At 47.2% G+C, this 19,308-nt stretch carries 19 protein-coding genes; 9 read left to right on the top strand and 10 right to left on the bottom strand.

What is annotated here, in order from left to right; translation table 11 throughout:
- Window positions 1-326 precede the first annotated feature (326 nt).
- Complete coding sequence (locus ACE3T3_RS15100; RefSeq protein WP_374668374.1) at window positions 327-938, bottom strand: TetR/AcrR family transcriptional regulator; 612 nt, start codon at window positions 936-938, stop codon at window positions 327-329.
- Window positions 939-1,064: 126 nt separating this feature from the next.
- Here ACE3T3_RS15100 and ACE3T3_RS15105 point away from each other — a divergent pair, with 126 nt between their 5' ends.
- The gene (locus ACE3T3_RS15105; protein WP_374668376.1) at window positions 1,065-2,270 is read left to right on the top strand and encodes an oxygenase MpaB family protein; all 1,206 of its coding nucleotides are present in this window, start codon (window positions 1,065-1,067) and stop codon (window positions 2,268-2,270) included.
- 89 nt (window positions 2,271-2,359) lie between these two features.
- Here the strand turns inward: ACE3T3_RS15105 and ACE3T3_RS15110 are convergent, their stop codons facing one another.
- The 3 genes from ACE3T3_RS15110 to def all read right to left on the bottom strand — a co-directional run bounded on the left by ACE3T3_RS15110 (window position 2,360) and on the right by def (window position 5,567).
- Window positions 2,360-4,426 carry a TonB-dependent copper receptor gene (locus tag ACE3T3_RS15110; protein WP_374668378.1) on the bottom strand — a complete coding sequence of 689 codons (2,067 nt, stop codon included), beginning with the start codon at window positions 4,424-4,426 and terminating at the stop codon, window positions 2,360-2,362.
- A 75-nt stretch (window positions 4,427-4,501) separates the two neighbouring features.
- Window positions 4,502-4,936 (bottom strand): DUF2946 family protein, encoded by a 435-nt coding sequence (locus ACE3T3_RS15115; protein ID WP_374668404.1) that lies wholly within the window; start codon window positions 4,934-4,936, stop codon window positions 4,502-4,504.
- Between the two features lie 97 nt (window positions 4,937-5,033).
- Window positions 5,034-5,567: a peptide deformylase gene (gene def / locus ACE3T3_RS15120; RefSeq protein WP_374668380.1), complete on the bottom strand. Its 534-nt coding sequence runs from the start codon at window positions 5,565-5,567 to the stop codon at window positions 5,034-5,036.
- Between the two features lie 119 nt (window positions 5,568-5,686).
- Here def and ACE3T3_RS15125 point away from each other — a divergent pair, with 119 nt between their 5' ends.
- From ACE3T3_RS15125 to ACE3T3_RS15135, 3 genes are all read left to right on the top strand, one after another.
- Window positions 5,687-6,841: a LysM peptidoglycan-binding domain-containing protein gene (locus tag ACE3T3_RS15125; RefSeq protein ID WP_374668382.1), complete on the top strand. Its 1,155-nt coding sequence runs from the start codon at window positions 5,687-5,689 to the stop codon at window positions 6,839-6,841.
- 91 nt (window positions 6,842-6,932) lie between these two features.
- Entirely contained in the window at window positions 6,933-8,063 is a 1,131-nt protein-coding gene (gene dprA / locus ACE3T3_RS15130; RefSeq protein WP_374668384.1) for a DNA-processing protein DprA, read from the top strand.
- 54 nt (window positions 8,064-8,117) lie between these two features.
- Window positions 8,118-8,687 carry an L-threonylcarbamoyladenylate synthase gene (locus tag ACE3T3_RS15135; RefSeq protein WP_374668386.1) on the top strand — a complete coding sequence of 190 codons (570 nt, stop codon included), beginning with the start codon at window positions 8,118-8,120 and terminating at the stop codon, window positions 8,685-8,687.
- A 351-nt stretch (window positions 8,688-9,038) separates the two neighbouring features.
- Here the strand turns inward: ACE3T3_RS15135 and ACE3T3_RS15140 are convergent, their stop codons facing one another.
- Complete coding sequence (locus ACE3T3_RS15140) at window positions 9,039-9,950, bottom strand: DMT family transporter (RefSeq protein WP_374668388.1); 912 nt, start codon at window positions 9,948-9,950, stop codon at window positions 9,039-9,041.
- 124 nt (window positions 9,951-10,074) lie between these two features.
- On the opposite strand from ACE3T3_RS15140, the gene ACE3T3_RS15145 reads away from it, so the two are divergent.
- From ACE3T3_RS15145 to ACE3T3_RS15165, 5 genes are all read left to right on the top strand, one after another.
- The gene (locus ACE3T3_RS15145; RefSeq protein WP_374668390.1) at window positions 10,075-10,851 is read left to right on the top strand and encodes a helix-turn-helix transcriptional regulator; all 777 of its coding nucleotides are present in this window, start codon (window positions 10,075-10,077) and stop codon (window positions 10,849-10,851) included.
- Between the two features lie 131 nt (window positions 10,852-10,982).
- Complete coding sequence (locus ACE3T3_RS15150) at window positions 10,983-11,528, top strand: glutathione peroxidase (protein ID WP_374668392.1); 546 nt, start codon at window positions 10,983-10,985, stop codon at window positions 11,526-11,528.
- Between the two features lie 351 nt (window positions 11,529-11,879).
- Entirely contained in the window at window positions 11,880-12,479 is a 600-nt protein-coding gene (locus ACE3T3_RS15155) for a hypothetical protein (RefSeq protein WP_374668394.1), read from the top strand.
- Window positions 12,480-12,641: 162 nt separating this feature from the next.
- Window positions 12,642-13,655: a pirin family protein gene (locus ACE3T3_RS15160; RefSeq protein WP_374668396.1), complete on the top strand. Its 1,014-nt coding sequence runs from the start codon at window positions 12,642-12,644 to the stop codon at window positions 13,653-13,655.
- A gap of 32 nt (window positions 13,656-13,687) precedes the next feature.
- Window positions 13,688-14,140 carry an AAA family ATPase gene (locus ACE3T3_RS15165; protein ID WP_374668398.1) on the top strand — a complete coding sequence of 151 codons (453 nt, stop codon included), beginning with the start codon at window positions 13,688-13,690 and terminating at the stop codon, window positions 14,138-14,140.
- On the opposite strand, the gene ACE3T3_RS15170 is transcribed toward ACE3T3_RS15165, so the two are convergent.
- The 5 genes from ACE3T3_RS15170 to atpA all read right to left on the bottom strand — a co-directional run bounded on the left by ACE3T3_RS15170 (window position 14,137) and on the right by atpA (window position 19,303).
- Entirely contained in the window at window positions 14,137-14,442 is a 306-nt protein-coding gene (locus ACE3T3_RS15170) for a hypothetical protein (protein ID WP_374668400.1), read from the bottom strand. The two genes, ACE3T3_RS15165 and ACE3T3_RS15170, sit on opposite strands and share 4 nt — an antisense overlap.
- Before the next feature lie 491 nt (window positions 14,443-14,933).
- Window positions 14,934-15,353 (bottom strand): F0F1 ATP synthase subunit epsilon, encoded by a 420-nt coding sequence (locus ACE3T3_RS15175; RefSeq protein WP_086176470.1) that lies wholly within the window; start codon window positions 15,351-15,353, stop codon window positions 14,934-14,936.
- Window positions 15,354-15,379: 26 nt separating this feature from the next.
- Window positions 15,380-16,774: a F0F1 ATP synthase subunit beta gene (gene atpD / locus ACE3T3_RS15180; RefSeq protein ID WP_374668402.1), complete on the bottom strand. Its 1,395-nt coding sequence runs from the start codon at window positions 16,772-16,774 to the stop codon at window positions 15,380-15,382.
- A 26-nt stretch (window positions 16,775-16,800) separates the two neighbouring features.
- Complete coding sequence (gene atpG / locus ACE3T3_RS15185) at window positions 16,801-17,670, bottom strand: F0F1 ATP synthase subunit gamma (RefSeq protein WP_005401891.1); 870 nt, start codon at window positions 17,668-17,670, stop codon at window positions 16,801-16,803.
- Between the two features lie 88 nt (window positions 17,671-17,758).
- Window positions 17,759-19,303, bottom strand: a complete 1,545-nt coding sequence (atpA, locus tag ACE3T3_RS15190; protein ID WP_004684423.1) for a F0F1 ATP synthase subunit alpha — start codon at window positions 19,301-19,303, stop codon at window positions 17,759-17,761.
- Window positions 19,304-19,308 lie beyond the last annotated feature (5 nt).

The raw sequence follows: 19,308 nt of genomic DNA on the forward strand, positions 1-19,308 counted from the left end.
TAAAAATCCACACAAGTTGTTCTTCATAATCTCTTAATGATCTTCTTGCTGACTCGTCATCAGCAAGCTAGGTCGGCTATATTACGCTTTCTTTTCAGAAAGTCAACCAGTAATTTCAGATTATTTTCAAACTTTCTTTCTAAAACCAAACTCAATCAAGCCCTTGTTTTATCAGAAGTTTTAATCTTCATTACCGCCGATGGATGTGCATTCTACAGCATTTCCAAACCAACGCAACACCTTTTCCGAACTTATTTATTTGCATGATTAAATTTTCAACTCAAAAACAACTAACCAATTGTTTTATATTAATAATTTATTTTAAATTAATTTTCATCAATAGCTTTCACCTCTAAATAAGCCAGAATCATCATTGATAATTCACTTTTAAGCTGCTGTTCTGTAATAAGAAAGCTATTGTTGCTGACGTACCGCATCATGGTGAAAAGCGTACTGTTGATAATCACAAAGGACCGATTCTTTAAGGTTTCGAAGTCCCAATGCCGGTAATAGCGGTTAAACAGATACATCCCGACTTCAAAAAAATGCTTTTCCAAAACCTGAGAGGCATCCGAATGCGCATAGGTGTGCCAATGCTTCAAGATTTCAATTAAAAAACCTTGATCGGCCTTCAGCATGTCAAAACCGAATTGAATGGTCAGCGGAATAATGGCATGAATATCCTGATGCTCCCCTTCAAGCACGATTTGCTTGAGCAATAGGCCAAGCTGCTCGGACTTCTGCAGGAGCAATTCCTCAACAATCTGTTCTTTATTTTCAAAGTATTGATAAATCGACCCAACACTGACGCCGGAGCGTTCTGCAATTTTGGGCGTCGTTAAATGCGCCAATCCGTCCTGCGCGATGCATTGCTGCGCGGCCAGCAGCACATGCCCTACAATTTTTATCGCTCTTTGCTGCTGCGGTTTTTTTCTCATGCTTATCCTGCACGCGTCTTCGCGCTGGCGATATTGCATTGCAGTGCGCGGGTTTTAAACGCGAATTGAATGCGAATAAATATTCATATTATTGTTCAATTAAACAACAGCTGCAGGCCACTTGCAATGATTCCACATGCTCCCAAACGTCTTGCCTCATTTCAGCGCATGCAGCAAAGCACGCTGTTCAGCCAAGTGCTGAATCATTTAACAGCACAGCCTTTAGCGCCCTCTTATGCAGAATACCTGCGGCTGAATACGGCGTTGAACTCCGGTGACACCGCTATGGATGCCGTCGCTGAATGGGTGATGCAAGATCCTAAAAGCCGCCGGCCGATGTTTGAAACTGCACTGTATCAAGGGCTGGACTATCTTAATGAACAGATTCCCGTACTGACCGATTTTTTTCAGCAGGTACAGCACACACCGGATTGGCTGGAAGAAGGCCGCTTAGCCAAGGCAGTACAGTTCACCCATCAGCTGGGCATCAACAATGGTTTGGTATTGAGAGACCTATCGCTCATGGCCGGCTATCTCTTCCCAGGCTTCAATCAGCCTTTAATGATGACTGGCGCTTTAAACAAACAGGCGGGCACCCGCTTGGCGGAAACCACAAAATGGTGGATGGATATTACCGAACCCAATGGTTTAGAGCGCTGCAGCAGCGGTTTTACCTCAACCCTTTATGTGCGCTTTATTCATGCGTTGGTGCGGTATCACCTTCAGAAAAACCAGCAATGGGATGCACAGATGTGGGGGCTGCCGCTAAATCAATTTGATTTGGCGATGACCAATCTCGCATTCAGCAGCGTAGTGCTGATTGGCATTCGGGCCTTAGGCATTTTTCCATCACATACGGAAACGGAAGATTTTTTGCATTTTTGGCGCTATATCGGCTGGCTGATGGGTATTGATGAACAATGGTTAATTAGTAAAGAATCTGAAGGCTGGCGCTATCTATATTGGATGCAATTTGCGCATCCGCAGCCGGATGGCAGCAGCGCGGCGCTCGGCGCCAGTTTATCTCAAGAGCCGTTTGAGCGTCAGTACCGCTATCTGCGCCCCTTGCAGCAAAAATTAGCGTATCGGCAGCATTTAGAAATTACTCAGTTTTTTATTGGCAAAAAGCGTATGCAATTTTTAGGATTAAAGCCGCAAACCGCATCGTGGTTCGCCTATTATTTGATTGCGCGCAATGCGGTGCTGTATGGCAGTGCAAAGCGCTTGCCAGCTCTGCAGCAAAAATTGACCCAGCAAGGCCGAAAAATACAAAAACTCGGTTTAGCGCTTTATCAGTCCAAAGCCAAACAGCTGGCCAGCATGCATCAATAATTTTAAATATTTAGCGACTTGAACAAAAAAGCAGAGCCATTGCTCTGCTTTTTTTTAATGCTTAGATTTCATAAATGCCATTGGCAGATTTAGAATTTCATGGAAATCCGTGCCCAATAATTGCGGCCGATATTATTGAACTGCTCATCTGCTGCAAAACCAAAACCGGAACTGCCTGCTTTATTCAAATGCTCGGTATAGGTTTTATCCAATGCATTATCGATACCTGCAGATAAATCTACACCATCACGCAAATGATAGGTGCCATTTAAAGACAAGGTGCCGAAGCCCGCGCTTTTATCCATATCATAGCCCACAATATTGCCTTGATCTTTGCTGATGCGGTTCTGTCCATTCACCACACGCCACAATGCGCCAAGCGTATATTTTTCCTGTACATAGCGTAGATTCACCCGTGCTTCCAAAGGTGAAATTTGCGGCAATGGCGTATTATCCGTGGTGTTTTCACCCCACGCATACATGGCACTCACATCGGCTTGAATCGCATCTGTAAATTGGTAGCCCACGCCCGCTTCTGCACCTGCAATGGTTGCGTCGACATTGCGACTATGTGCTTCCATCCCCCCCATCATTCCGGTTCCAGGCTTATAACTCGTTAAAATATAATCATTCACCAAACCAGCATAAGCTGACACCCAAGAACTCAAGGTACCATGTTGATGTTGATAGCCCATATCTAACTGAAGCGTTTTTTCAGTATCAATATGATTGAATGTATTTTTATTACCATTTCCTGATTTTGGGCTGAATAATTCCCAATAATCCGGCATCCGCTCTGTATAGCCTAAACCGATATAGGTTTTGCCCTCATCATGCCCAGGATGCTGATTTTCAAAACGGATAAACGCACTTGGCAAAGTTTCGTTCAATTCCGTATTGAATCCATCCACCGCTGATTGAGCCCGTTCGTCAGTCACTTTCACCTGATCCAAGCGCACGCCTGAAACCAGCTTATTGTCCTCACTGAGCTGATAGCTTAATTCGCCAAACCCGCCATACGACTGGAATTTCATATCTTTTACACGGGCCTGATTCTGATAAGGCGACATCAAGCTGCCGCTGCGCTTGCTATGTTCATTGTTTTGACTGTCAAAACCAGTAATCAGCTGCAGCTTATCCCATTCACTCGTAACAGCCATGCGCGCATTTAACGTTTTACGCGCAACGTTAGATGCCATCGGCATGGACATGCCGCCCGCCGGATTAAACTTGCGCAGGCTGAAGTTATCCATGACATGATCATTAAAGCTATAGTTCACTTGCGCTTCAATTTTCTGAATCACATCCGTCAGGTTTTTCTTTTCAAAACGCAAGCCAAGACTTTCACGGGCAAATTGCGTACCGTCCATCGAGCGGCCTGCATACACCGCTTCACCATCAGCTTTGCCGCCGGTCAGTTCCAGCCATGTGTTTTCATCCGGCGTCCAGCCTAAAGCGACATCTGCATTCCAGCGTTCCCAATCTGACGGCACCGTGACGCCATTGCCATCTTGATAACTATCGGATACCGAACGGTTCGCATTCAGGCGGATATACTTTTTCTCATCTCCGGCCGCCGCTTCCACATTATGATCCAAGCGGCCATAAGACCCCATAAGCACGCTGGCTTGGCCGCGGTAATGCTCATCTGCAGAAAATTGCTCAGGCGTGCGCTCAAAAATCACCGTCGCAGCCGAACCGGTATTGGCATACTGCACCGTTTGCGGGCCTTTAATCACCGAAATGCGGTCATAGCTTTCAGGAGAAATATAAGAGGTCGGCGCATCCATCCGGTTGGGGCAGGCGCCTAAGTTTTCTGTGCCGTCTGTCAGCACTTTAATGCGTGAACCGAACATGCCGCGGAAAGTCACATCACTGTTGGTGCCGCCATTCTTGATGGCGCTGAAACCCATGATGCTTTGCAGATAATCCGCGCCATCTGTAGCCGGCACAGGCTGAATCGGCTGTTTAGGATCGGCAATGACCATTAATCCACTGGCGTCGCTGCCCTGCTGGGCCGTCACCACAATAGGCGCCAGTGTGTGAACCGGCTGATCCGCCGTTGGCTTTTCAGGCAGGGCTGCCCATGCAGCAGATGAACACGCGACAGCAATCGCAGCCGCTAAAGGCTGTAAATAAAATGCAGGCTGAGCCATTTTTAAATCTCACTTAAAACATAAATGCAACTGGGCTGGAGTCAACCAAGACCCTTTAATTTTTAAAACGTTGATTTATGCAAAAAGCGGCGGCGCCCTGCCCTGCGGCAGCAAAAACAGGCGCTGCAGCGCAAACCAGACATGCGCGAATGCCTGCTGGAAGGCCACCAGGCGGATTTGAATGCGGTCCAGCACTTCTTTAATGTCCAATTCAGGCGGCAGCACCAGATTGCCGTACACCGTGCAGTATTGGCAATGATGATCGGCATCATGATGATGCGCTGTTGAATCACTGAGATGCAGCTGCTGTTCAGCAAAATGCGAAGCGTGCTGTGAAGCGGAATGCTGCGGCGCTGCAGCAGGATTTGGAGTGCGGTCTAATAAAAGCGCACGCGTAATGGTTTCACAGACCGGAGCAATTTGATACTGCTTCGGAAGCAAAGGCTGCAGGAACACAGCAATCTGTAAAAATACCGCTGCAAAAGACAGCAGCAGGCCACTACTACGCAGAAGCACAGGCAAACCCTAAAATTTGTCGGCGCCCAGTATAACAAAACCCAATCGAAATTGGGCTCAGTCTTCAGGATGATCTTTTAAAAAAAGGCAATCAGCCGCGTTTGACCGCCACTTTGTCTTTTTGACGCTGGCGCACCGTTTTTTCAACTTTTTCACGCGCGCGCTGACGCTTTAAAGGCGACAGATAATCGACAAACAGTTTGCCATTTAAGTGATCCATTTCATGCTGAATGCAAACAGCGAGAAGTCCGTCAGCTTCGAGCTCAAAAGACCCGCCATCTAGACTCACCGCTTCAATTTTTACGCGTGACGGACGGGAAACTTTATCGTATATTTGAGGCACTGACAGGCAGCCCTCTTCATACGGCTGCGTCTCTTGCGTCAATGGCGTAATTTTGGGGTTAATAAACACCATGGGCTGATCTTTATTCTCAGATAAATCCATGACAATCAGCTGTATATGCTTATCCACTTGTGTCGCGGCCAAGCCAATGCCTGGCGCCTCATACATGGTTTCGAACATGTCGGCTACTAACTGACGAATTTCATCAGTAACTTCTTCGACTGGTTTTGCAATGGTACGAAGACGGGGATCTGGGAAACTTAAAATAGGTAATAAGGCCATACGACGTCCTCACTTATGCCATTGATCAAAAAACAAAATGAAGGAATGCTTCATCAAAAAATTGTGTGTAATATCGTTAGTATAACGCAACTGCATACATAATTTTAGGAATTATGATAATGAAAAAGGTTTTGAAGGGCATGCCAACTTTTAGTGCCTTGGGGTTTAAAAAACAATTATTGGCGCTTGCGGTCTGCGTAAGCGTTGGGGCCGGCATGGTCAGCGTTGCAGAAGCAGCGCCTGCCAGAAACGTCAACCCGCCCGCGCTGAAAGCTGGCGCGCCGCAAGTCTATGTGGTGAAAAAGGGCGATACGCTGTGGGATATCTCCAAAAGATTCCTCAAAAACCCTGTGCGCTGGCCTGAAATCTGGGCCAGCAACAAGCATGTGAAAAACCCGCACTGGATTTTCCCGGGCGACCGTTTATTAATGTGCACCTATAACGGCAAGCCGATTATCGGCAAAGATGAAGGTGACGGCTGTGAAGGCATCATCCGCCGCTATGCCGGCGGCACCAAAATGCAGCCTCAAGTGCGTGTCGAATCATTAAACAATGCCATTCCTGTCATTCCATTATCTTATATTGAGAAATGGCTGGAGCGCAGCACGGTCATGTCTCCAGATGCGCTGGAACATACGCCGTATATTGTAGGCGCAGCGGATGAGCGCGTTTTAGCGGCCCAAGGGCAAACCGTGTATGCGCGCGGCAACGGCCTATCTATCGGGCAACGCTATGCCGTCTACCGTGAAGGCGAACCCTATACGCTAACCGATGCCAAAGGCAAAAAATACAAAGCTGGATTAGAGCTCATTCAAGTGGCTTCCGGCATCGCTGTCCAAGGTGAAAAGGACATTACCACTCTGGAACTGACCGACACTTACAATGAAGAAGTCCGCCGCGGTGACCGTGTTCTGCCTGAATACGACGCCATGCTGCCAACCTTATTCTATCCAACCAATGCAGAAAGCGTCACTGCCGGCGGCAGCATTGTCCGTGTTCAAGGCTCAATCGGCATGGCTGCCGTGAACAGCATTGTGACCATTGACCGCGGCGCATTGCAAGGCGTGCAGTCCGGCCATGTATTCAGCGTGAATCAGCAGGGCCAGATCGTTAAAGATCCTAAAACCAATGAACGCGTGCAGCTTCCAGGACAGCATGTTGGCAATATCATGGTGTTCAAAACATTTGATAACTTAAGCTATGCTTATGTCCTAGACAGTGATTTACCGATTAAAGTCGGCGCAAGCATTCAGCCGCCGATGATGGATGAATAATCCTTGCATTAAAAGATCGAAATGAGGCTGAGATTCAGCCTCATTTTATTTTTACATCCTAAAAAAAGAAGACAGATTTAAAGGTCTCATTATGCTTCCTTCATTCAGCGCTCTGCAGCAGGATTACATCCGCCTCTGGTTTTTGGTACAGCACTCACTGACCAGTTTCTTTAAAATCCGGCAGCATTATCCCAAGCTGCTGCACGCATTTGCAGCCAGTGAATATGCAACATGGCAAAAGCTGGGCATCCATAAAAATCATCTGCAGCGCTTTCAAAATTTTTACAGTGAAACCGAACAGCAAAAATTTCAGCATTGCCTCCGGCAGATTGAACAGAGCTGTGATTTTGTGCTGCTTGACTGTGATCCAGCCTATCCGCCGCAGCTGCTGCCGTATAGCGACCGGCCGCCGATCCTCTTTGGTCAAGGTAATGCGCAGGCTCTTTTGCAGGCGCAAATCGCCATCGTCGGCAGCCGTAAACCCAGCCCGCATGGCAAACAAGTGGCTTATGATTTTGCCTATTATTTAAGTGAACAAGGCTTTTACATCAACAGCGGCCTTGCGCAAGGCATTGATGAAGCTGCCCACCGCGCGGCTTTAAGCCATCAGCGCACCATAGCCGTGATGGGCACTGGGCTGGATCAGACCTACCCGCCGCAGCACCAAGCCTTAAGGCAGGATATTCTCAGCAATGGCGGCGCAGTGATCAGTGAATTTTTACCGCATACCCCGCCGCTGCAGCACCATTTCCCGCGCCGCAACCGCATTGTCAGCGGCCTCAGCCTTGGCGTGATTGTCGCGGAAGCCACCTTGAAAAGCGGCTCATTGATTACCGCGAAAATTGCCGCCGAACAGGGCAAAACCGTCTTTGCCATTCCAGGCCATATTTACAGCGAGTTTCACCAAGGCTGCCATCAGCTGATCCGTGAAGGCGCCATCTTGATTGACCATCCTCAGCAAGCCGTGGAAGATCTCATCCTACCGGCACAATGGCAAGCCGCGCATGCAGCATCCGCCCAAACTGACGTTTTGCCTGAACCGCTCAATGTGCCGGATCATTTGCAAAGCGTATTCGATCAGCTGGATTGGACCGGCCAGACTCTGGATCATCTGGCGCAATCCACCCAATTGGATGCAGCCGCATTGAGCAGCCTGTTGATGGAATTAGAGCTGGCCGGGCTTGCACAGCAGCAGGCTGGGTGCTATCTGCGTTGTCGTTAAGGCAAATAAGGTTCACAATAGCCTTATTGTTTACTGAAATAAGGTTAAAGCCCCATGATTACCACCTCTGTTGCCGAAGCAGCTGAATGCCTGAAAAAAGGACAAGTCTTGGCATATCCGACAGAGGCTGTTTGGGGCCTGGGCTGTGATCCCTTTAATGAACAGGCCTTCCATGAAATTTTAAGGCTGAAGCAGCGCCCGATTGAAAAAGGCGTGATTTTGCTGGCGGCCAATGTTGCGCAGATAGAACACCTGCTGACCGGCTTGAGCGCTGAAATGCGTGAACAGGTGATTGCCTCTTGGAGCGGCCGCACGCCAACTGAACGCGCAACTACATGGCTGCTGCCTGCCGGCGATCACATTCCCAGCTGGATCAAAGGCAAGCATTCAAAAGTCGCCGTGCGCGTCACTGCGCATTCACTTTGCATTGCGCTGTGCCATGCCTTTAATGGCTTTATTGTCTCTACCAGCGCCAACCCTGCTGGACTGGCCCCGGCCCGTTCTTTGCAGGAAGCCAGCCAATATTTCGCCAATGAGCTGAATTATTTAAACGGCGATTTGGGCCTCAGCCAAGAACCCAGCAAAATCATTGATGCAGAAACAGGTGAAGTCATCCGCGCTTAAGCGGCTGGCTGTCCAGCGCTAATTTTGGATAAAAAAAAGCTCAGCCATATAGGGATGGCTGAGCATAAAAAAGGATGTGCAAAACACATCCAGAGGGTCTGGAAAATCTTTGAGAAAACAGCACAGTTGCCGGCACTCTTTTCAGTGACGGTATTATGTGACAAAGCGCATATTCAGACAAATAGATTTTTTCTATTAATAAAAACAGTGCAGAGATTAATTTAATATAAAAAACAGTATATTATTAAAAATATATGCCTATTTTTGATCATTTTCTTAGAAAAACAAAGATAGATTACAGCTTTTAAAAGATTGCTAAACGCTATTATTCAGCAATCTCACCGCAAAAAATTAAATTTTTTTCAGCTGCGGCAGCGCGGAAATCTTCTTTTGCGCCAGCAGCACACCTAAAATTGCCAGCGCCGTTCCGGCACTGTGATAGACCGTCCACTGCTCCGACAGCCAATAATAGGCAATCACTGCGGTTACAATCGGCATCAGGTTCATGAAAATACTGGTTCGATTCGGCCCCAGATACTGAACCGCCAGCATCCATAGCAGCGGCGCAGCCAGTGACGGGAACAGGCCCGCATACAGCACGCTTGCGGCATTTTGCGCATTGACTGCGTCCAGCCCGAAATACAGCACAAAAGGCACATGATAAAGCAAGGCAAAGAAGATCTGCACATAGGCGCTGATAAACAGCGGAATCTGCAGCTGCCATTTTTTCAAAAATACGCCATAAAATGCATAAAAGAATACGGCTGCCAGCATAATGGCATCACCGGCATGTCCGCCCAGTGACAGCAAATTAGCCCATTGCCCCTTGGCGATCACCAGCATCAAACCGAAAAATGAAATGCAGCAGCCCGCCACAGCAAAGCGGTTCGGCCATTCTTTTAAAATAAAAATCGACACCAAGATGGTAAAGACTGGAATGAAGGCATTGATGATGCCCATATTGGTTGCCGTCGTATAATGCGCTGCGCTGTAGCTCAGCCCTTGGTACAGCACCATGCCAAACGCCGCCAGCACCGCCAGCTGCTTCCAATGCCGCGCAATCAACGCGCGGTTTTTATGCAGCTGCGGCAGCATAAAAGGCGTCAGCACGATAAACGCCACCAGCCAGCGGTAAAAGCTGATGCTGACCGGTGAAATGAACTCTGTCACATAGCGGGTCACCGCAATGTTCAGCGACCAGATAAAAACCGCGATGACCGGCAGCAGGACAGCCCAGCGCTTGAGGATTGGATGAGGTTCCATAAATACGTTTTAGCAGCAATTTCAGTCTGCTTATTTTGCGCAATGTCTCATATAAATGAAATATTGAAATTCAGACAATGATATTGTTAACAGGACATTCGCCGCCGCAGCTCAGGTTTTTGACATGATCCATCAGATTGAACAGCGTATGGAGATCAGCCAGTATTTTTACAAGAAAGATGAAGAAATCTATCCGCACAGCTGCCTGTGGGGGGATTTCAATATCAGCCTCGACGGCATTTTGGAATATGAAGTGCAGGGCCGGACATTATGGTCGCCGCCCAGCTACGGCATCTGGATTCCGCCGCAAGTGCCGCATCATTCTATTGCCGTCGATCAGCACACCACGCATTATGCGGCCATCCGCTTAGACCCTGATCTGTGCGCAGCATTTGCGCCGCAGCCTGAAATGCTCAGCGTCTCCGCATTTTTCAGGCTGCTGATTTTAGAATCCTTGCATGCTCAGCAGCATGCAGCGCTCAGCCACTACCGGCATTTGCTGCAGGTCTTGCTGGATCAGCTGCGCACGGCGCCCAAACATCATCATTATTTGCCGCAAACCCATCATCCCCTGCTCAAGCCGATTTTAGACGATCTGGCTGCCCCGCATTTATTCCGCAGCAGCCTGCAGCAGGTGCTGGCGCCCTATGCTTTAAGCGAGCGGCAACTGCTGCGGATCAGCCAATCCGAATTGCAGCTCAGCCTGTCTGAATGGCGCAGCCGGGCAAAAATACTCTATGCCATCACGCAGCTGCGCCGCGGCAGCTCCATTAAGGCGCTGAGCATTGAACTCGGCTATCAGCACAGTTCAAATTTTATTGAGTTTTTTAAACGCTATACCGGCCAAACGCCTGCCCAGCTGAAATCCCAAAACACGGCCATCAGCCCATTAAAGGCATGATTTCATAAAATTTAATGGCGATTGCGCCGCAGCGTACAAAAATCATCAAAAGCCGCTTCCGCAGCCCTTGATGCCTTGCCATTTTCCAGTTAAAACAATCTATTCAAAAACACAAATGATCAGGACATGGCATGGCAGCTTCAGTTTACAATATCCCGCTAAAAACCATTCAGGGCAGCGAAAGCACACTCAATCAGTACCAAGGCAAGGTGCTGCTGATTGTCAATGTGGCCTCTAAATGCGGTTTAACCCCGCAATATGAAGGCTTGGAACAGCTGTATAAAGACAAAAAAGGCCAAGGCTTAGAAATTTTAGGCTTTCCGGCAAATAACTTCTTGGCGCAGGAGCCGGGCACAGATGAAGAAATCCAGCAATTCTGCTCACTGAATTATCAAGTGGATTTCCCGCTGTTTTCAAAAATTTCGGTGGCGGGTGAGGATAAGCACCCGCTGTATCAAACATTGACGGCAGCTGTTCCAGAACGCATCGGTGAAGGCCCCTGGAAGCAGGATCTGATTGATTACGGCTTGACGCCGAATGAAGCGCCTGAAGTCTTGTGGAACTTTGAAAAATTTCTGGTGAACAAGCAAGGTGAAGTGGTTGCCCGCTTTGCGCCGGACATCAAAGCGGATGATGCCCGCCTGGTCGATGCAGTCAATGCGGAATTAGCCAAATAAGCAGCCGTGCACCGCCTTGCTGAGGTGAGTGACAAGCAACTTCAGCAGGGTTTCACCCCATAAAACCATCATCCCATCATGCGCCATAGCATCATTAGCTGCTGCCCCATTCTGCATCAAGCGCAAAAAGATCCAGCCTCAGGCTTCAGCGCAATAAAGCCGGCCCGTCTAGGGCAAAAGCAGCACTGGATAAGCGCCCATCGCCACAATGCCTGAGTTCAGGCCATCCGCCAGCTCGTGATTAAAATCAAATACCTGCATTTTTGTTATTGCTTTGCAGCAATCACTTTTGTATCCACATTTCATCCCTATATTCAAAGCAGAGATAAAATGCATAGAGTTGAAAGAGCAATGAAAAAATTCCTGCAAGGCGCCCTGCTTCCATTCAGTATTTTCGCAGCCGGCATGACATTGCTGGGATGCGACCAAGCGACGCAGCATGATCCGGAACAGCCGGAGCAGACCACGGTTGAGCAGCCACAGGAATCTGATCAGGCCGCTGCAAATCGCGCTGCGCCGAAAACAGAGCTGAAAAGCGGCAATATGTTTTATATCATCCGTGATGTTGCTGACCTGCAGCTGAAAGCCGGTGATTATGTCGAACAGCTGCAGCATACCAAAACAGAACTGCAAACGGCTGTCGATCTGCAAGACCATGAAAAATTGCAGCAGACTGCGGCGCAGCTGCACAAACAGCTGAAAGGCTTCAATCAGGCATTGAACAGCGTGAATATCAAAACACAGGAAATTTCAGACATCCGCCAAAATATTCTGTCAGCCAACGAACAAGTGCTGGCATCCCCTTTCCTGAATGGCAGTGTTGATTTAAGCAAAATGGATTTGAAAAAAATTGAACAGCAGATGGTTTCGATTCAATCCGAAATGGTGAAACTGGCGGGCATGCTGATTCAAAGCAGCGGCTCAAGCACTCAGCAAAATGAGGCCTCTTAAGCGCCTGCCGCTTTTTTAAAGATGCAGCCCATCCCGCGCATGCGCTTGATCTAGACTTCGAGCTTCTTACAATTCAGCTGTAGACCTTGTATTAAAACGCTTTTAGATTAAACAGCATAATGCCAAGAAATAAGAGCAATGAAAATATAAGGAGCAGCACCTGTGTCGAGCCCTGCAATTTACGCACTGACCCCGATCGAATTCCGTTTAGATCTTAAAGATCCTTTCCTTTTTACTGCGCATCATATTGACCATTTTCCTGAGGGCAATGCCAAGCTGGGGCCGCACAGCGCCGCAGCGCACAATGAATTCAGCATGTACTATGGCGATATTGTTCCAGGTTTTCCAGAGCATCCGCATACCGGCTTTGAAACTATTACCCTGGTCGAGCAAGGCACTGTGGATCATTTTGATTCGCTGGGCAATGGCGGACGCTATGCTGACGGCGATGTGCAATGGCTCAGTACCGGAAGCGGCGTTGAGCACTGTGAAATGTTTCCGCTGCTGCATGAAGATAGGCCCAACCCTTTTGAGCTGTTTCAAATTTGGTTCAACTCCGCTCCGGAACAGAAAAAAATGCCGCCGGATTACAAAATGTTTTGGCGCGAGCGCATTCCGCATGCCTATGAAACCGATGATGCTGGCTTGACTGCGGATATCCGGGTGATTTCCGGCCAGTTTAAAGGCATTCAGGCTATTTCCCGCCCGCCCAATTCTTGGGCTGCTGCGGCTGAAAACCGGGTCAACATTTACCTCATTGCGCTGCCGCCGCATGCTGTGCTGAGCATGCCTGCGACCACCGCCAGCTCCAACCGCTTCTGCTATTTTTATCAGGGTGAAACGCTGAAAATTGAACAGAAGCTTATTCAGCGCCGATATTTAGCAGAATTAAAAGCGGATGCAGAGATACGCTTGCAGGCAGGCAATGCTGAGGCCCGCATTTTATGGCTGGAAGGCGAACCGATTGGTGAAGATGTCGCGATGCGCGGCCCCTTTGTCATGAATACTGCACAAGAGCTGGATGATGCATTCCGCCGCTACCGCGCAACTCGTTTCGGTGAATGGCCTTGGCCAAATCCAGCGCCGGTATTTGAGCGCTCGCAGCCGCGTTTTGCCAGCTATGATGGCGGCAAGCGTGAAGAATATCCCGAAGAGCCCGAGAAAGATGCGGTATGATGAAGCGGATGACTTAAAATACGGTACAGGATATGCAGCTGATTATTTTTACCGGCGTTCAGGCTTCTGGAAAATCCAGTTTTTACCTGCTGCATCTGTATCACAGCCACTTGCGCATTAATTTAGACATGCTGAAAACCCGGCATCGGGAAAATATCATTTTTGAAGCGGCTTTAGCCTCTAAAACCAAAATGGTGATTGACAACACCAACCCAAGCAAAGCCGACCGCGCACGCTATATTCAGCGCGCCCGCGATGCCGGTTTTGAGATTATGGCCTATTATTTTGAAACGGATTTGCTCAGCACCTTAAAGCGCAATAGCTATAGAGAAGACAAAGCCAATATTCCTGAAACTGGGGTTCGAGCAACCTATAAAAAACTAGAAATCCCGCATTTTGATGAAGGTTTTGATGAAATTTTTACGGTTAAAATCATCAGCAATGGCGAGTTTTCGATTCTGCCCTTGGCTAGGCCTGCCGGCTAACCGGCTGTTTGCCGCTGCTGCCAAGCTTTAAAAGCCGACTGCATGGCCTGACGCTCGTAGGGTCTTACTGCCCGGTGCTCCATCTGTGAAAAATCGCCTTTATAGGCCAACGCCACCAAGGATTTAGCCAATTCATGAATGCTGGCGCTGCCGCGGTGTTCATAGCCTTGTATTTCTTCTTGCGATAAAGCAAAGTCCCAGCAGGACACCACTGAACTCATATCAATGGCCAAGCTGAGATAATATTGATCATCATCCCGATACAATTCCCAAAAGTGCGGTTCATAGGCAATGAGGTTCATGAAAGATAGCTCAGCAGATGGTTTGCTTTAGATTAGGAAAAGGTGCGGATAAAATATATGCAACTTTAGATCTAATCGGCAAGCATTGAAGTGAGATTAGATAGCTTATGTCACTCTGTGGGTAAAGATAATTCCACCCAAAATACCGGAAAAAATGGAATTAAATAGATGCCAGCCGAACCCAATATAGCCAAATAAAAAAAGAAAGCATCCAAGTATGCTGGAACATACCGCAATATCCCGATTAAAGCGCATATGTACGGCCATTTGATAATAATAGGAAGACACGCAGCCCAAAACAATGGTGATTAAGAAAAAGAAAAACTTTGCTTCTATACTGTTGGCTTGCATCTTTCTACTCAATATCAATCTTATTATTCTTGGGTCAATATTAACTTAAAACCAATAAAAGACTAAATACGAAAATAAATAAGCTTTAAACATAAAAAAAACCGCCCTTTCGGGCGGTTTTTTTAATCTCAAACTGCGTTTTATTGAGCGCGGTTTTTGATTTTGCGGATGGTTTCCAACTGTGCAGCAGTTTCTGCAAGAGCAGCCAAAGCAGCAGCAGAGTCCAAGTCGCTCTTTTGATTTGCTAACAATTGTTCAGCATTTTTACGTGCTTCAATAATTGCTGCTTCATCCAAGTTTTCGGCACGGACTGCAGTATCTGCAAGAACCGTAACGACATGCGGCTGAACTTCTAGTACACCACCAGATACATAGATTAATTCTTCTGTACCGTTTTCAAGCAGAACGCGGATTGCGCCCGGCTTGAGCAAAGTTACCAGCGGAGCATGGCCAGGCATAATACCCAACTCACCGCCAGCACCTTTAGCAATTAGCATAGTTACAGTGCCTGAGTACAAAGACTCTTTAACACTTACAACGTCACATTGCATCGTTGACATGAGAATCTCCTAAATTAGGTAACTAATTAAAGTTTCTCAGCTTTAGCAATAACTTCGTCAATACCACCAACCATGTAGAACGCTTGTTCTGGGATGTGATCGTATTCACCAGCTAGAAGACCTTTAAAGCCACGGATTGTTTCTTTAAGCGGTACAAGTTTACCAGGCGCGCCAGTAAATACTTCAGCTACGTGGAACGGTTGAGAGAAGAAACGTTGGATCTTACGTGCACGGTATACAGTAAGTTTGTCTTCTTCCGCCAATTCGTCCATACCAAGAATTGCGATAATGTCTTTCAGTTCTTTATAACGTTGAAGAACGTTTTGAACTGCACGAGCAATTTCGTAATGCTCAGCGCCGACAACTAGAGGATCTAGCTGACGTGAAGTAGAGTCCAGCGGATCGATCGCTGGATAAATACCAGAAGATGCGATGTCACGGCTCAATACTACAGTTGCGTCTAAGTGAGCGAAGGTAGTTGCAGGCGATGGATCTGTTAAGTCATCGGCAGGTACATATACCGCTTGGATAGATGTAATCGAACCAGACTTAGTAGAAGTAATACGTTCTTGAAGAACACCCATCTCTTCTGCAAGAGTCGGCTGGTAACCTACTGCAGACGGCATACGGCCTAGAAGTGCTGATACTTCAGTACCCGCTAGTGTATAACGGTAGATGTTGTCAACGAACAATAGTACGTCACGGCCTTTACCGTTTTCGTCTTTCTCGTCACGGAAGTACTCAGCCATAGTCAAGCCAGTCAACGCTACGCGTAAACGGTTGCCTGGTGGCTCATTCATCTGACCGTAGACCATTGCTACTTTGTCTAGAACGTTTGAGTCTTTCATCTCGTGATAGAAGTCGTTACCTTCACGAGTACGTTCACCAACACCAGCAAACACAGATAAACCTGAGTGAGCTTTAGCGATGTTGTTGATCAACTCCATCATGTTTACAGTTTTACCAACACCGGCACCACCGAACAGGCCAACTTTACCGCCTTTCGCGAACGGGCAAAGCAAGTCGATGACTTTAATACCAGTTTCTAAAAGGTCAGTAGAAGCCGCTTGTTCAGCATAAGAAGGCGCTTGACGGTGAATCGGCAAACGCGCTTCAGTACCCACAGGACCAGCTTCATCGATAGGACGGCCAAGAACGTCCATGATACGGCCTAAACATGCAGTACCTACAGGTACAGAGATAGGTGCGCCAGTGTTAGTTACGTTCAAACCACGCTTAAGGCCTTCAGTAGAACCCATTGCAATAGTACGAACTACGCCATCACCAAGTTGCTGCTGAACTTCTAATGTAGTTTCAGTACCATCAACATGGAGAGCGTCATAGATCTTAGGAACGCTGTTGCGTTCAAACTCGACGTCGATAACCGCGCCGATGATCTGAATGATACGACCGCTACTCATTGCTGTCTCCTCAATTCAAAATAATGTTAAACGGCAGCGGCACCACCAACGATCTCAGAAATTTCCTGAGTAATCGCGGCTTGACGCAGCTTGTTATAAATAAGTTGTAGGCTCTTGATCAAATCACCTGCGTTGTCCGTTGCAGCTTTCATTGCAACCATACGAGCTGACTGCTCACACGCGATGTTTTCGATCACGCCTTGATATACCACAGACTCGATATAACGAACCAATAAGCCATTTAAAAGCTCTTCAGCTTCAGGCTCATAGAGATAATCCCAACCGTATTGACGGTTAAGGGTCTTGTTTTCTTCAGCAGTTGCTAAAGGAACAAGTTGTTCGATTTTTTGATTTTGAGTCATGGCATTGACAAAGCCGTTTGACACAAGATAAATACGATCTAACTCGCCTTTATCAAATGCGTCTAACATCACCTGTACAGAACCAGATAACTGTTCAAGGCTTGGTGTATCACCGACATTTGTCGTAGCACCCAGCACTTTACCGCCGTAGTTTTTAAAAAACGAAACCGCTTTTTGACCAATTAAAGCAAATTGAACTTCAATTGACTGCTCTTGTTGCTGTTGTACGTGTTTAACCACTTTTTTGAACAAGTTAATGTTCAAACCACCAGCAAGGCCACGATCTGAAGACACAATGATATAGCCAACGCGCTTAACCGGGCGTTCAACCATATAACGGTGTTTGTATTCAGGATTCGCTTGAACCAAGTGAGCAATTACACGGTGCATATTTTCGGCATACGGACGGCCTTGAGCCATGCGCTCTTGCGCACGACGCATCTTAGAAGCTGCTACCATCTGCATCGCGCGAGTAATTTTCTGCGTGCTTTTGATACTAGCTACTTTGGCGCGAATTTCTTTTAAATTTGCCATACGCTTAACCTAGTATTCGAAGGCCCTTTCGAGCCCTCGAAGGTTGATCCGTGAACCAAACCAAAACTAAATCCAACTGAAGTTGAAATTAGTAAGTTTGAGTCGCTTTAAAGCTTTCAATACCTGCTTTGATTGCAGCTTCGATGTCTTTGTTGTAATCACCAGTTTCATCGATGTTTTGCATTAACGCAGCATTTTCTGAACGGAAGTAAGAGATTAACGCAGCATCAAAGTCTACGATTTTCTTCACTTCAACGTCAGCCATATAGCCTTCGTTAGATGCATAAATTGAAACAGCTTGGTCAGCAATTGAATATGGAGCATATTGTTTTTGCTTCATTAATTCAGTTACACGTTGACCATGTTCAAGTTGCTTACGAGTTGCTTCATCAAGGTCAGAAGCGAACTGAGCAAACGCTGCCAATTCACGGTATTGCGCCAAAGCAGTACGGATACCACCAGACAATTTTTTGATGATCTTAGTCTGCGCTGAACCACCAACACGAGACACAGAGATACCCGCGTTCACAGCAGGACGAATACCTGCGTTGAATAATGATGTTTCAAGGAAGATCTGACCGTCAGTGATCGAAATTACGTTCGTTGGTACGAATGCAGATACGTCACCCGCTTGAGTTTCAATGATTGGCAATGCAGTTAATGAACCAGTTTGGCCTTTAACTTCACCATTCGTGAATTTCTCAACATAGTCAGCAGAAACGCGCGAAGCACGCTCAAGAAGACGAGAGTGAAGATAGAATACGTCACCTGGATACGCTTCACGACCTGGTGGACGACGTAATAACAATGAAATTTGACGGTAAGCAACAGCTTGCTTCGACAAATCATCATAAATGATTAGTGCATCTTCACCGCGGTCACGGAAGTATTCACCCATTGTACAGCCAGAGTATGGAGCCAAGTACAACATTGCTGCTGGATCGGCTGCAGCTGCTGCTACAACAGTGGTATACGCCATAGCGCCAGTTTCTTCTAGCTTGCGCACAACGTTAGCAATAGTCGATTGTTTTTGACCAATAGCTACGTATACACATTTAATGCCAGAGTTTTTCTGAGCGATGATCGCATCGATCGCCATCGCTGTTTTACCAGTTTGACGGTCACCAATGATCAACTCACGCTGACCACGGCCTACAGGGATCATTGTATCTACTGATTTATAACCAGTTTGTACAGGTTGATCCACTGATTGACGCCAAATTACGCCTGGTGCTACTTTTTCAACAGCATCAGTTAATTTTGCATCAATTGGGCCTTTACCATCAATTGGGTTACCCAAAGCATCTACTACACGGCCTAAAAGTTCTGGACCAACCGGAACTTCTAATACACGACCTGTGCAACGCGCTTTTTGACCTTCTTGAAGGCTTAAGTAGTTACCTAAAACAACGACGCCCACTGAATCCTGTTCTAGGTTCAGTGCCATACCGTATAAGCCGCCGTCGAATTCGATCATTTCACCGTACATTGCATCAGCAAGGCCGTGAATACGCACAATACCGTCGGATACCATAACAATGGTACCTTCGTTTTTAGCGGTCGCGCTGGTGTCCAGATCGCCGATACGCTGTTTAATGAGCGCACTGATCTCGGATGGATTCAGTTGTTGCATTGCGC

It is taken from the genome of Acinetobacter sp., from assembly GCF_041919735.1.
Lineage (GTDB): Bacteria > Pseudomonadota > Gammaproteobacteria > Pseudomonadales > Moraxellaceae > Acinetobacter.